At 73.9% G+C, this 13,489-nt stretch carries 12 protein-coding genes; 10 read left to right on the forward strand and 2 right to left on the reverse strand.

The annotated features are described in order from the left end of the window. Positions 1-20 precede the first annotated feature (20 nt). Positions 21-257, forward strand: a complete 237-nt coding sequence (rpsR, locus tag ACIP5O_RS20850) for a 30S ribosomal protein S18 (protein WP_062750736.1) — start codon at positions 21-23, stop codon at positions 255-257. A gap of 22 nt (positions 258-279) precedes the next feature. Here the strand turns inward: rpsR and ACIP5O_RS20855 are convergent, their stop codons facing one another. Continuing rightward, positions 280-840: a TetR/AcrR family transcriptional regulator gene (locus ACIP5O_RS20855; RefSeq protein ID WP_401295773.1), complete on the reverse strand. Its 561-nt coding sequence runs from the start codon at positions 838-840 to the stop codon at positions 280-282. A gap of 240 nt (positions 841-1,080) precedes the next feature. Between ACIP5O_RS20855 and ACIP5O_RS20860 the strand changes: the two genes are divergently transcribed. The 4 genes from ACIP5O_RS20860 to ACIP5O_RS20875 all read left to right on the forward strand — a co-directional run bounded on the left by ACIP5O_RS20860 (position 1,081) and on the right by ACIP5O_RS20875 (position 7,916). Further along, entirely contained in the window at positions 1,081-3,618 is a 2,538-nt protein-coding gene (locus ACIP5O_RS20860; protein ID WP_401295348.1) for a beta-glucosidase, read from the forward strand. A gap of 81 nt (positions 3,619-3,699) precedes the next feature. After that, positions 3,700-5,571: an RICIN domain-containing protein gene (locus ACIP5O_RS20865; RefSeq protein ID WP_401295350.1), complete on the forward strand. Its 1,872-nt coding sequence runs from the start codon at positions 3,700-3,702 to the stop codon at positions 5,569-5,571. A gap of 84 nt (positions 5,572-5,655) precedes the next feature. After that, positions 5,656-7,314, forward strand: coding sequence for a serine/threonine-protein kinase (locus ACIP5O_RS20870; protein ID WP_401295352.1), 1,659 nt, complete (start codon positions 5,656-5,658; stop codon positions 7,312-7,314). Beyond that, complete coding sequence (locus ACIP5O_RS20875) at positions 7,299-7,916, forward strand: hypothetical protein (RefSeq protein ID WP_401295354.1); 618 nt, start codon at positions 7,299-7,301, stop codon at positions 7,914-7,916. The genes ACIP5O_RS20870 and ACIP5O_RS20875 overlap by 16 nt, the downstream gene beginning before the upstream one ends. On the opposite strand, the gene ACIP5O_RS20880 is transcribed toward ACIP5O_RS20875, so the two are convergent. Next, a complete protein-coding gene (locus ACIP5O_RS20880; protein ID WP_401295356.1) occupies positions 7,897-8,595 on the reverse strand; it encodes an NAD(P)H-dependent oxidoreductase in 699 nt (232 codons plus the stop codon). The two genes, ACIP5O_RS20875 and ACIP5O_RS20880, sit on opposite strands and share 20 nt — an antisense overlap. 89 nt (positions 8,596-8,684) lie before the next feature. Between ACIP5O_RS20880 and ACIP5O_RS20885 the strand changes: the two genes are divergently transcribed. From ACIP5O_RS20885 to ACIP5O_RS20905, 5 genes are all read left to right on the forward strand, one after another. Then, entirely contained in the window at positions 8,685-9,140 is a 456-nt protein-coding gene (locus tag ACIP5O_RS20885; RefSeq protein WP_401295358.1) for a MarR family winged helix-turn-helix transcriptional regulator, read from the forward strand. A gap of 49 nt (positions 9,141-9,189) precedes the next feature. Next, positions 9,190-9,531: a GNAT family N-acetyltransferase gene (locus ACIP5O_RS20890; protein WP_401295360.1), complete on the forward strand. Its 342-nt coding sequence runs from the start codon at positions 9,190-9,192 to the stop codon at positions 9,529-9,531. 247 nt (positions 9,532-9,778) lie between these two features. Then, positions 9,779-11,188, forward strand: coding sequence for a family 2B encapsulin nanocompartment shell protein (locus tag ACIP5O_RS20895; protein WP_401295362.1), 1,410 nt, complete (start codon positions 9,779-9,781; stop codon positions 11,186-11,188). 106 nt (positions 11,189-11,294) lie between these two features. Further along, a complete protein-coding gene (locus tag ACIP5O_RS20900; protein WP_401295364.1) occupies positions 11,295-12,560 on the forward strand; it encodes a family 2 encapsulin nanocompartment cargo protein terpene cyclase in 1,266 nt (421 codons plus the stop codon). 15 nt (positions 12,561-12,575) lie between these two features. After that, on the forward strand, positions 12,576-13,451 hold the full coding sequence (locus tag ACIP5O_RS20905; protein ID WP_401295366.1) for a geranyl diphosphate 2-C-methyltransferase: 876 nt from the start codon (positions 12,576-12,578) through the stop codon (positions 13,449-13,451). Positions 13,452-13,489: the final 38 nt, after the last annotated feature.

Consider the following 13,489-nt stretch of genomic DNA (forward strand, 5'->3'; position numbering starts at 1 on the left):
TCCACCCAAGGAGAAGCCCCGTGGCCCGACGCCCCGAGCCCCGCAAGCCCGCCAAGTCCCGCCCCAACCCGCTGGACGCGGCCGGGATCACGTACATCGACTACAAGGACACCGACCTGCTGCGCAGGTTCCTCTCCGACCGGGGCAAGATCCGCAGCCGGCGCGTCACCCGCGTGACCGCCCGGCAGCAGCGGGCCCTCGCCGCCGCGATCAAGAACGCCCGCGAGATGGCCCTGCTGCCGTACGCGAGCCGCTGACGCCGGTCGCGACCGGGCCCCTTCACCCCCCGGCGGGGAAGCGGTCCGGCGCGAGCGTGGTGAGGAGGGAGTTCAGGGCGAGTTCCGTCGACACGGCCATGTCGACCGCGTCGGGCGCGAGGAGCCACTGGACCTGGAGGCCGTCCATGACGGCGATGACCGCGCTCGCGGCCGGCTCGACGCGGGCGTCGTCGTCGGCGAGGCCGCCCGCCTCGCGCAGCGCGTCGGCCACGAAGGCGCGCAGCCCGGTGTAGCGGTCGCGGAAGTACGTCTGCGCCGGGTGGTCGACGGTGACGGACTCGGCCGAGAGCACCGCGTACAGGCGCACGATGCCCTCGCGCTCGGCGTTGCGGCGGGCGGTGTCGACGAGGTGGCGCAGGAACTCCGTCCCGCGCGGCCGGTCGGGCCCGAGCTGCTCGATGTCGGACTGGTCGCGGAGTTCCAGGACGCTGGTGAGCAGCTGGGCCTTGGTCCGGAAGTAGTGCAGGACCCCGGCCTGGGTGAGTCCGGCGCGGTCGGCGATCTCCTGGACCGGCGCGTTGTGGTAACCGCGGGCGGCGAAGGTGTCCATGGCGATGTGCAGGATGTCCTGCCGTCGCTGCTTGGCCTCGGCACTGCGGGGCGTACGGGGCGGGCGCTTCGTCTTACCTACCGGGTTGTCGCTCACGCGCGCCAGCATAGGTGCCTCCGGAAGCCGGGAGATCGACTCGGGGGACGCTTGAGGAGAGTGTGAGCCAGACCACTTACTAAGCACTTAGCGGGTGTGTTTTCATGGGGCCGTCACCACGACGACACGCCGTCGTCACGGCTGGAGGGGATCCCCATGTCTGCCCTGTCGCCCGCGCGTACCGCCCCTCCGGCCCGGCCGGAGGCGGCGGACGAGAGCCGCTGGGCCGCGCTGATCGAGGCCCTGGACCTGACGGCGAAGGTGCGGCTGCTGACCGGCGCGACCCTGTGGACGCTGCACGGGGAGCCGAGGCTCGGACTCCACCCCGTGGTCACCTCCGACGGACCGCAGGGCGTACGGGGGACCGGCGAGGTGCCCGGCGAGACGGGCCTCCTCGCCCCGGCCCCGAGCGCCACCGGCGCCACCTGGGACACGGAGCTCGCCGAGCGCCTCGGACGCGTCTTCGCCGCCGAGGCCCGCCGGAAGAAGGTGGACGTCGTCCTGGCCCCGCTGGTCAACCTCCAGCGCACCCCGGTCGCCGGCCGCCACTTCGAGTGCCTCTCGGAGGACCCCCTGCTCTCCGGCGCGCTCGGCGCGGCGCTCGTGCGGGGCCTCCAGGACGAGGGCGTGGCCGCCTGCCTGAAGCACTTCGTCGCGAACGACTCCGAGACGGACCGGACCCGGTACCGCGCCAGGATCGACCCCCGTACGCTCCGCGAGGTCTACCTCGCCCCGTTCGAGCGCATCCTCGCCGAGACCGGGCCGTGGAGCGTGATGGGCGCGTACTCGGGCCTCGACGACGGCACCGAGTCGGCCCCGCTCCTCGAACACCGGCGCGTCCTGCGGGGCGTCCTGAAGGACGAGTGGGGCTACGACGGAGCGGTGATCAGCGACTGGGCCGCCGCCCGGACGACCGCGGCCACCGCCGTCGCCGGCCTCGACCTGGTGATGCCCGGCCCCGACGGACCGTGGGGCGACGCCCTCGTCGAGGCGGTCCGCCGCGGCGAGGTGGACGAGGCGGCCGTCGACGACAAGGTCCTGCGGCTGATGCGGCTCGCCGCCCGCGTCGGCAAGCTCACCGAGCCCTGGACGCCCGGCGAGCAGCCCCCGCCCCTGCCGGCTGCGCCCGCCCCCGCACCGGTCGGCGAGGCGGACTTCGCCGCGCTGCGCGAGGTCCTCACCCGGGGCACCGTCCTGCTGCGCAATGAACAGGCCCTCCTCCCCCTGGCCCCGGGCCGGTTGGGCAGCGTGGCGCTGATCGGGCCGAACGCCGTCGAGCCGTACCTCCAGGGCGGCGGCAGCGCCCACGTCCCCGCCGTCCGCACGGTGGGATACGCCGAGGGGCTGCGGGCCGCCCTGCCGGACGGGGTCGGACTGACCGTGCACCGCGGCGGCTCGTCCCGGCGGCACGCCCCCTTCGTCGACCCCGCGCTCCTCACCGGGATGCGCGCCGCGTACTTCTCCGAGGACGGCACGCCACGGGGCGAGGAGGTCCGCCGCACCGGCGACTGGGGGGCCTTCGGCGTGCCGGACGGCGTCACCGACGTGGTCCTGACCGGCCGGATCACCCTCGCCGAACCGGGCGAGCACCTCCTGGAGTTCGGCTGCGCCGGACGCTTCGCGGTCGCCCTCGACGGCACACCGGTCCACACCGGCGAGGACGACCGGGGCGTCGAACTGATCCTGGAGTCCAGCCACAACCACCCCGGGACCCACCGCCGCACCGTGCGGGTGGACGCCGAACCGGTCCACCTGGACCTGAGGATCGACCTCCGGGTCGTCGACGCCGACTCCTACGGCCGCTTCGTCACCGCCCACGTGCGCCACCTGCCGCCCGGCCCCGGCGTCGAGGACGAGATCGCCGAAGCCGTCGGGGCGGCCCGCGCGGCCGACGTCGCCGTGGTGGTCGTCGGGACGAACGAGGAGGTCGAGTCCGAGGGCTGGGACCGCCCCGACCTGGAACTGACCCCGCAGCAGCACCGCCTCGTACGCGCGGTGGCCGAAGCCAACCCCCGTACCGTGGTGGTGGTCAACGCCGGCGCCCCGGTCCTGCTGCCCTGGGCCGGCGAGGTCCCCGCCCTGCTCTGGGCGTGGCTGCCCGGCCAGGAGGCCGGACACGCCCTCGCCGACGTCCTGTTCGGCCGCGCCGAACCCTCCGGCCGGCTGCCTTGGACCCTGCCCGCCCGCGCCGAGGACGTCCCGGTCCCCGACGCCGTCCCCGCCGACGGCGTCCTCGACTACCACGAGGGGCTCCACATCGGCCACCGCGGCTACGACCGCGCCGGCACCGAGCCCGCCTTCCCCTTCGGCCACGGGCTCGGCTGGACCACCTGGTCCTACGACCGGGCCGAGGCCCTCGGACCGTCCGTCCCCGGCACTGCCCCGGCTGACGGACCCCGGATCGAGGTGACCCTCACCAACACCGGCCCCCGGACCGGGCGGGAGGTCGTCCAGGCGTACCTGGAGGCCCCCGACGGGGCGCCCGGCGAACCCGTCCGCGTCCTGGCGGGGTTCGCCGTCGCCGAGGTCCCCGCGGGCGGCACCGCGACGGTCACCCTCACCCTGCCCCCGCGGGTCTTCCAGTCCTGGGACGAGGAGCACCGCACCTGGCGCCCGGCCGGCGGACGCCGCCGCCTGCGCGTCGGCCGCTCCAGCCGCGACCTGCGCCTGACGCTCGACCTCGACCTCGGCTGACGCCCGCACCCCACGCGCCACGTTCCGCACGGACGCACCACCCCTCGTGTCAGGTCACCCCCACCGAAGGAGAGCCGCACCGTGTCCCACCGAACGACCGCACGGGCCCGCGCCGCGGGCGCCGCACTCGTCCTCGCCGTCGCGTGCCTCGGCGCCACCGGCGCCGGTACCGCCCAGGCCGCCGACCCCACCGCCCAGGTCTGGGTCACCACCCCCGACGGGACCCGGAAGCTCGCCGTCGAGACCGTCCCCTTCACCGGTACGGTCCAGCCCGTCGACATCCGCGTCGACGCCGGCAGCAGGGGGCAGAGGTTCACCGGCGCCGGTGCCTCGGTCACCGAGGCCTCCGCCCACCTCGTCCAGGGCCTGCCCGCCGACAAGCGGGCCGACCTGATGAAGTCGCTCTTCTCCCCGAGCGAGGGCATCGGACTGAACTACCTGCGCCAGCCGCTGGGCGGCACCGACTTCAACTCCGGCGGTTCCTACACGTACGAGGACACCAAGGGCTCGTTCTCCCTCGCCCGCGACCAGCGGGAGATCATCCCGGTCGTCAAGCAGGCGACCGCCCTCAACCCGGCGATCCGGTTCATGGGCTCCCCCTGGTCGCCGCCCGCCTGGATGAAGACCGGCAACTCGCTCAACGGCGGGAGCCTGAAGGCCGACCAGTACCAGGCGTACGCCGACTACCTGGTCAAGGCGATCAAGGCGTACGGGCAGCAGGGCATCACCCTCACCGACCTCACGGTCCAGAACGAGCCCGAGTTCGCCACCAGTTACCCCTCGACGGCGATGACGGCGGCCGAACAGGCCGCGTTCCTGAAGGTCCTCGACCGGACCCTCACCGCCAACGGTCTGCCGACCAACGTCCTGGCCTACGACCACAACTGGGACCACCCGAACTACCCACTGGAGGTCTTCGACTCCACGCAGGGGATCCAGCGCGTCATCGGGGCGGCCTTCCACTGCTACGGCGGACAGCCCTCCGCCCAGCAGCAGGTCGTCGACGCCGGGAAGCGCGTCTTCTTCACCGAGTGCTCCGGCACCGACAGCGCGAACACGGCCACCACCTTCGCCGACACCCTCCGGTGGCACGCGGAGAACCTCGTCGTGCAGAACATGCGCAACGGCGGCGAGACCGTCGTCAACTGGAACCTCGCCCTCGATCAGAACGGCGGCCCGCACCAGGGCCACTGCGCCGACCGCTGCAACGGCGTCGTCGAGATCGCGAACGGCGACGTCATCCGCAACGCCGAGTACTACGTCCTCGGCCACATCGCCAAGTTCGTCAAGCCCGGCGCCACCCGGATCGGCTCCACCAGCCAGGGCGCCGGGGGCGTGCAGAACGTCGCCTTCCAGAACCCGGACGGCTCCTTCGCCGCCTACGTCGTCAACACCGCGAGCAGCGACCGGCGCTTCTCCCTGACCGAGGGCGGGAGGTCCCTCGCCCACACCCTCCCGGCCGGCGCCGTGGCGACCGTCGTCTGGACCGGCGGCGGCAGCGCCCCCGGCGGTCCGATCGACCCGGCCGCCTGGTACCGCGTCGCAGGCGCCCACAGCGGCGCCTGCCTGGACGCCGCCGACTGGGGCACGGCCGACGGGACCGCCCTCCAGCAGTGGAGCTGCGGCACGGGCGCCAACCAGAAGTGGCAGTTCCGTCCCACGAGCGACGGCCACTACCAGGTCGTCAACCAGTCCAACTCCCGCGTCTGGGACGTCGACGGCGGCTCCGCCGCCACCGCCGCCGGCGTCAGGGTCCACCTGTGGAGCTACGTGGGCGGCACCAACCAGCAGTGGCGGCCCGAGGCCGTCGGCACCGGCGGCCGGTACCGCTTCGTCGCCCGCCACAGCGCCAAGTGCCTCGCCGTCGACAACGCCTCGACCGCCGACGGGGCCCGGCTGTCCCAGCAGCCCTGCGACGGTTCGACCGCCCAGACGTTCACCCTGACGGGCTGAGCGCCGGCCCCGCCGGAACCGGCCGTGGCGAGAATCTGTCCCTGTGGGGGGAGGGCCGCGGTGGCGCCGGGGAGGGGGACGGGAATGAGCGCGTGGGTGGTCCCGGGGTACACGGAGACCCGGGAACTGGGGGCGGGCGCCGGCGGGCGCGTGGTGCTCGCCGTGCACGACGCGACCGGCACGCCGGTGGCCGTGAAGTACCTGGGGGAGCGGCTGCGTTCGGACGGGGCGTTCGTCCACGGCTTCCGGTCCGAGGCCCGGGTGCTCGGCTCGCTGGACAGCCCGTACGTCGTCGGGTTCCACGAGTACGTCGAGGCGCCGACGGGCGCGGCCATCGTGATGGAGCTGGTGGACGGCGTCGCGCTGCGCGCCCTCCTGTCCCGGGAGGGCGCGACCGGCCCCGAGGCCGCGCTCGTGGTGCTCAAGGGCTCGCTCCTGGGCCTCGCCGCCGCCCACCGGGCGGGCGTCGTGCACCGCGACTACAAGCCCGAGAACGTCCTGGTCGCCGCCGACGGGTCGTCCAAGCTGGTCGACTTCGGGATCGCGACCGGACGCGACAGCAGGCCCGGCGTCGCCGGGACGCCCGCCTACATGGCGCCCGAGCAGTGGAACGGCGCCCCCGCCTCCCCGGCTGCCGACGTCTACGCGGCGACCGCGACCTTCTTCGAGTGCCTGACCGGACGCAAGCCCTTCGCGGGCGACAACTTCGCCGAGCTCGCCCTCCAGCACCTGGAGGCCCCCGTCCCCGACGGGGAGGCGCCGGAGCCGCTGCGCCCGCTCATCCGGCGGGGCCTCGCCAAGGTGCCGCACGAACGCCCGGAGAACGCCGCCGCGTTCGTCGGCGAGCTGGAGTCGGTCGCCACGGCCGCGTACGGCCCGGACTGGGAGGAGCGGGGCCGGGGCCGCCTGGCGGCCCTCGCCGCGCTCCTGCCGCTGCTCTTCCCCTCCTCCGGCGGTACGGCCCGGGGCGCGACCGCGCTCGCCACGACCACGTTCACCCGGCCGAAGGCGCCGCGCCTCCGGCGCCGGTTCCCCCGCGGCCTGCCCGCCGGGGCGGCCGCGCTCGTCCTGGCGCTGCTGCTCGCCCTCGCAGCACGGGCCGGGGGAGGGGAGCCGGACGGGGACCGGGCCGCGCAGGCCTTCGCGACGACGGACACCGCGCCGGTCGCGCCCTCCCCTTCCCCCTCGGCATCCGTGCCCACGCCCACACCGACTGCGACTGCGACTCCGACACCGACTCCGACGGCTCCGGAGTCCTCCGCCCCGCCGGACACCCCTTCCCCGACGGACGGCACCCCGACCGCCCCGTCCGCCCCGTCCGATCCGGGCACCCCGCCCACCCCGACCACGGAACCTCCGTCGGCACCGCCGACCACGCCGCCCACCACCCCGCCCACCACGGCTCCGACCACCCCGCCCGTCTCCGTGACGGCCGTCTCCGTCACGGGTCTGCGGCAGACCGGGTCCACCACCGGCGAGGCCACCGTCGAGATCACGACGGACGGCACGGGACCGGTGACGCTCCTCGTCGAGTGGTTCACCGGCGACGAGAAGGGATCGCCGGGCGCGCCGGACGGCTCCGAGACCGTCCGGCGCGAAGGGGACACCCGGTACACCCTGACGCTCCCGCACGCCTTCCGGGGCTCGGGCTGCTCCTGGGGAGCGCGCGCGACCACCGACCCGGCCGCCGCGAACGGCGGTTCCCTCCAGCAGGTCTTCGTCCGACGGTGCGTGATCTCGTGAACGACGACGACTACAGCGCCACCGAACTCGGCAGCCACTGGTTCGAGGGTCCGGTGCCGGACCCGGTGCCCGACCGGCGGGAGGGCGAGGTCCTGCGCTTCGGGCCGGGGGTGACCGCGGCCGCCGCCCGCCGCGCCGGGAACACCCCCACCGCGGTCCAGATCTGGCACGGCACCCTGCCGGGCACCCCGCTGCCCCGCCCGGCCCGCCCCCGGAGGCTCCGCCGCTACGTCCCCGCCGCGCTGGTCCTGGCCGCCGTCCTGCTCTTCCTCGCCTGGCGGGAGTACGGCCCCCGGGCGGCGGTGCGGGACGTCGCCGTCACCGCCCCCGGGAGCCCGCTGGGCTGCGACGGCACGGCCGACGTCGTGGGCGTCGTGCGCACCGACGGCCGGCCCGGCACCCTGACGTACCACTGGGAACGCAGCGACGGGACCCGGTCCGCGCCCCTGCGCGAGACCCTGGCCCGGGGGCAGGAGGAGGCCCGGCTCCACCTCCTGTGGACCTTCCGCGGACCCGGCACCCACCGGGCCGTGGCGCGCCTGGTGATCACGTCGCCCGCCGCCCGCGCGGCCGAGGGGACCTTCACGTACCGCTGTGGGTGAGCGAACTCCCGCGGGCGAGCGGACCCTTGCGGGCGGAGGCTCCTCCCCGGCCCGGGGCGAGGGCGGCGAACCGCTTCTCGGTGGCGTCGAGCAGCCGCCGGCGCTGCTCCGGGGTCTTCCCGGCGACGCGGTCGAAGTTGACCCACCGCAGGTTCCCGACGCCGATCTTGCCGAAGGTGCCCCTGAAGAGGATCTTGGTCAGCGGGTCGCGGTACCACCAGCGGTAGGCCTTGTCCGGGGTGGTCATGACGGACAGGACGGTGACCCCGCCGAGGCGCGGCATCAGGTTGCGGAACGGATTGCCCTTGGCGCCGGGCCGTTCGGCGAACACCACGCCCTTGGTGAGCACCCGGTCGAGGAAGCCCTTGGTGCCCGCCGGCATCGCCTCCCACCACACCGGGAAGGCGAACACCAGGTGGTCGGCGGCCAGCAGCCGCCGCTGGTAGTCGCCCACCAGCGGATCGACCACGGCGCCCCGGCGCCAGGCGACGAGGTCCTCCCGGGTCATGACGGGCGAGAACCCGTCGGCGGCCAGGTCGATGACGTCCACCTCGTGTCCGGCCGCGGTGGCTCCGCGCACGGCGGCGGCCGCGACGGCGGCGGTGAAGCTGCGCCGGTGCGGCACGTTCTCGGCCGAGGCGAGGGTGTAGGGGTGGTCGAGGACCAGCAGGACGCGCACGGGGACTCCCGGAGGACGAAGGACCGTTTCGACGGCAACGGTTGCAGTTGAAACGGTTGTCTGTCAAACACCTGGGATACCCTGCCCGCATGGACAACCAGCCGCCGCTGCCCGACGACCTGGCCACGCTCTGGTACCTCACCCGCCGGGTCGCGGGTCTGATGGACCGCAACGGAGAGGCGCTGTTCCAGCGGGAGTTGGGCATCTCCCTGGCGCAGTTCCTGGTCCTCTCCGTCATCGACGCCCACCCCGGGACGCTCAACCAGCAGCAGGTCGCCGACCGGCTCGGCCTGACCAAGGGCACCGTCAGCCGCCAGATCGACCAGGCGGTCTCCGCCGGCCTCGTGGAGGTCCGGCCGGCCCCGCACAGCCGCCGCGAGAACGCCGTCCGCCTCACTCCGGCCGGCACCGGCCTGGTGCGGCGCGGTGACGCGGCGTTCGACCGGGAGCGCGAGGAGGTGCTGCCGCTCCTCGACCCCGACGACCTGCGCGCCGCCCTCCGCGTCCTCACCCACATGAACGACGCCCTCGGCGCGTACCGCTGACGCCCGACCGCCCCCGCTCTTCCCTCCCCGCCATCCGAAAGGCACCCCCATGACCCAGCAGGCCTCCGCCCCCGACGTACGCCGCGTGGACGCCCGGCACCGCTACGAGATCCTCGTCGACGGCGAGCGCGCCGGTCTGACGGCCTACCGCGACCGCGACGACCGGCGGGTCTTCTTCCACACCGAGGTCGACGACGCCCACGCGGGCCGGGGCCTGGCCGGAATCCTCGTCGAGCGTGCCCTCGCCGACGTGCGCGCCTCCGGACTGCGCATCGTCCCCGTCTGCCCGTACGTGGCGAAGTTCCTGAAGAAGCACGAGGAGTTCGCCGACATCACCGACCCGGTGACCCCCGAGGTCCTCCAGTGGCTGGACGCCCGGCTGGGGCGCTGACCCCGGCCGCTGGCCGACACGCGAGCGGATGGCTCGAAAACCTACGTTCGGGCAGGTAAACCCTGTTCGGACCAAGATCACTGCATGGAGGTAAAGGCCCCGTTCCCATGGGGTGGGCCGGGTGCGTCGGCCGTTACTGTTCCCCGGGATCAGGGCGAACCGCCGGATCCCCGCACCCCGTTTCTCCTTGCGGCGGTGTGACGCGCCCGGGCGCCGATCACCGCCTTCGTGGAAGAGAGCCCGCCCGATGACCGTTGACGACCGCCCGGAAGCGCGGCTCGCGCCGCCCAGGCAGTCCAGTCTGAGCACCGCGGCCGCCCGCAGGCTCGCCCACACCGCCAAGTCCGCCCCGCAGACACAGGAGATCACCTCCCGCTGGCTGCTGCGGATGCTTCCCTGGGTGGAGACCAGGGGCGGCGCCTACCGGGTGAACCGCCGGCTCAGCCACACCGTCGGCGACGGGCGCGTCGAGTTCGTCCAGGACGGCGCCCGGGTCCGGGTCATCCCGCGCGAACTCGGCGAACTGGCCCTCCTGCGCGGCTTCGACGACGAGCAGGTGCTGACCGCGCTCGCCGCCCGGTGCGTCCAGCGCGACTTCCGCGCCGGCGAGGTGCTGGCCCGGCACGGCGACCCCGCCGAGGGACTCCACCTGATCGCCCACGGCCGGATCGGCCAGACCTGCCCGGGCAAGTACGGCGGCGAGGACACCGTCGCCGTCCTCGCCGACGGCGACCACTTCGGCGAGAGCGCCCTCCTCGACGCCGACGCCGGCTGGGGCCGCACCGCCACCGCCGAGACCGCCGGCACCCTGCTCACCCTCTCCCGCACCGACTTCGCCGCCGTCCTGGCCTCGGCACCCGGCCTCCGGGCCCATGTCCGGGAGCTCGGCTCCCGGGCCCACCTGCCGAAGAACAAGTACGGCGAGGCCGCGATCCCGATGTCGTCCGGCCACACCGGCGAGGTCGCGCTGCCGGGCGCCTTCGTCGACTACGAACTCGCGCCGCGCGAGTACGAACTCTCCGTCGCCCAGACCGTCCTCAAGGTCCACACCCGCGTCGCCGACCTCTACAACGGTCCGATGAACCAGACCGAGGAACAGCTCAGGCTCACCGTCGAGGCGCTGCGCGAGCGCCAGGAGCACGAGCTGATCAACAACCGGGAGTTCGGCCTCCTCCACAACGCCGACTTCAAGCAGCGGATCCAGCCGCACTCCGGCCCGCCCACCCCGGACGACCTCGACGAACTGCTCACCCGCCGCCGGGGCACCAGGTTCTTCCTCGCCCACCCCCGCACGATCGCGGCGATCGGGCGCGAGCTCAACGCCCGCGGCATCTATCCCGACCACGTCGACCTCGACGGCCGGCGCGTCCGGTCCTGGCGCGGGGTCCCGATCCTGCCCTGCGACAAGATCCCCATCAGCGCGGAGAACACCAGCTCGATCCTCGCCCTGCGCACCGGCGAGGACGCCCAGGGCGTCATCGGCCTGTGGCAGACCGGCCTGGCGGAGGAGTACGAACCGGGCCTCTCGGTCCGCTTCATGGGCATCGACGAGAAGTCGATCATCTCCTACCTGGTCACCGCCTACTACTCCGCCGCCGTCCTGGCGCCCAACGCGCTCGGTGTCCTGGAGAACGTGGAGATCGCCCGCAGGCGCTGAGGCCCCGGCGCCCCGCGCACCCGCCCGTCCAGCACGGCCCGGAGCCCCGGGCCGGGCGAGCACGCCCGGAACCGGGCGGCCCGCCCACCCCTCCAAGGAGTCACGGATGCCCGAGCCCGGGCCCTCCCCCCTGCGGTCGAGCCTGCCCACGGCCGCGTCCCACGCGCTCACCCTGCCCACCGCCCCCACCGTCCCCGCCGCCCCCGCAGTCCCCACGGCATCCGCAGTTCCCACCGCACCCGCCGCTTCCGCTGCCTCCGCCGTCCCCGAACCCCCGCCCCGGCCCGTCCTCGAACGGATCCTGCGCGGTCCCAGTGGTCTGGGCACGGCGGGTCTCTCCCTGGTCCCGCGCGCGGAACCCCCCGCACCGCGGAAGCCGGCGGATCCGGCGGAGGGGCGGCCGATCCCCGGCCTCTACTTCCACCCGGTGCCGGAGCCCGATCCCGCGCGCGTGGCGGAGGTCAGCCGCCGCATCAAGGAGTGGGCGGTCGACGAGGTCGACCTGTTCCCCGAGGACTGGGAGGGGGAGTTCGACGGCTTCCTGGTCGGCCGCTACATGGTCGCCTGCCACCCCGACGCACCGACCGTCGACCACCTGATGGTCGCCACCCGCCTCATGGTCGCCGAGAACGCGGTCGACGACTGCTACTGCGAGGACCACGGCGGTTCCCCCGTCGGACTCGGCGGCCGCCTCCTCCTCGCCCACACCGCCCTCGACCCGCTGCACACCACGTCGGCCTACCAGGCGCAGTGGGCGGACTCGCTCCACGCGGACGCCCCCCGGCGCGCGTACCGCTCCGCCATGGAGTACTTCGTCCGGCAGGCCACCCCCTCCCAGGCCGACCGGTACCGGCACGACATGGCCCGGCTGCACCTGGGCTACCTCGCCGAGGCCGCCTGGGCCGAGACCGACCACCTGCCGGAGGTGTGGGAGTACCTCGCGATGCGGCAGTTCAACAACTTCCGCCCCTGCCCCACCATCACCGACACCGTCGGCGGCTACGAACTCCCCGCCGACCTGCACGCCCAGCCGGCCATGCAGCGGGTCCTCGCCCTCGCCGGCAACGCCAGCACCATCGTCAACGACCTGTACTCGTACACCAAGGAACTCGACAGTCCGGGCCGCCACCTGAACCTGCCCGTGGTGCTCGCCGAGCGCGAGTCGCTCTCCGAGAAGGACGCCTACCTGAAGGCGATCGAGGTCCACAACGACCTCATGCGCGACTTCGAGGCCGAGGCCGCCGCCCTGGCCGCCGCCTGCCCCGTCCCGAGCGTGCTGCGCTTCCTGCGGGGCGTGGCCGTGTGGGTCGACGGCAACCACCACTGGCACCGGACCAACACCTACCGCTACAGCCTGCCCGACTTCTGGTAAGAAACGGAAACCTCAGTGACCAGCACCGACACGACCACCGCCGCCGCGTTCGTCCCCGGCCCCGCGACCCCCTACCAGGGCGACATCGCGCGCTACTGGAACGCCGAGGCCCGGCCCGTGAACCTGCGCCTCGGCGACGTCGACGGGCTCTACCACCACCACTACGGCGTCGGCGACGTCGACCGTGACGCCCTCGGGGACCCGGAGGACGCCGCGTACGAGAAGAGGCTCGTCGCCGAACTGCACCGCCTGGAGTCGGCGCAGACCGACGTCCTCCTCGACCACCTCGGGGACATCGGGCACGAGGACACCCTCGTCGACGCCGGCTGCGGCCGGGGCGGTTCGAGCGTCATGGCCCACCAGCGCTTCGGCTGCAGGGTCGAGGGCGTCACCCTCTCCTCCGCGCAGGCCGAGTTCGGCAACCGGCGCGCGAAGGAGCTGGGCATCGAGGACCACGTCCGCGCCCGCGTCTGCAACATGCTCGACACCCCGTTCGAGAAGGGCAGCGTCGCCGCCTCCTGGAACAACGAGTCGAGCATGTACGTCGACCTGGACGACCTCTTCGCCGAGCACGCCCGGTTCCTGAAGGTCGGCGGCCGGTACGTCACCGTCACCGGCTGCTGGAACCCGAAGTACGGCCAGCCGTCGAAGTGGGTCTCGCAGATCAACGCGCACTTCGAGTGCAACATCCACTCCCGCCGGGAGTACCTGCGGGCGATGGCCGACAACCGGCTCGTCCCGCAGGCCGTCGTCGACCTGACCCCGGCGACCCTGCCCTACTGGGAGCTGCGGGCCACGTCGTCCCTGGTCACCGGCATCGAGGAGGCGTTCATCGAGTCGTACAAGGACGGCTCCTTCCAGTACGTCCTGATCGCGGCCGACCGGGTCTGACCGGGGCCGCGCCACCGGAACGCGCCGGGGGCGACCGG

The organism is Streptomyces sp. NPDC088915 (assembly GCF_044749825.1).
In the GTDB taxonomy this organism is placed as follows: Bacteria; Actinomycetota; Actinomycetes; order Streptomycetales; family Streptomycetaceae; genus Streptomyces.

Coding starts and splice junctions, on each gene's coding strand:
- ACIP5O_RS20870 (WP_401295352.1), top strand. CDS start 5,656: ATGAGCGCGTGGGTGGTCCCGGGGTACACGGAGACCCGGGAACTGGGG.
- ACIP5O_RS20860 (WP_401295348.1), top strand. CDS start 1,081: ATGTCTGCCCTGTCGCCCGCGCGTACCGCCCCTCCGGCCCGGCCGGAG.
- ACIP5O_RS20885 (WP_401295358.1), top strand. CDS start 8,685: ATGGACAACCAGCCGCCGCTGCCCGACGACCTGGCCACGCTCTGGTAC.
- ACIP5O_RS20895 (WP_401295362.1), top strand. CDS start 9,779: ATGACCGTTGACGACCGCCCGGAAGCGCGGCTCGCGCCGCCCAGGCAG.
- ACIP5O_RS20890 (WP_401295360.1), top strand. CDS start 9,190: ATGACCCAGCAGGCCTCCGCCCCCGACGTACGCCGCGTGGACGCCCGG.
- ACIP5O_RS20900 (WP_401295364.1), top strand. CDS start 11,295: ATGCCCGAGCCCGGGCCCTCCCCCCTGCGGTCGAGCCTGCCCACGGCC.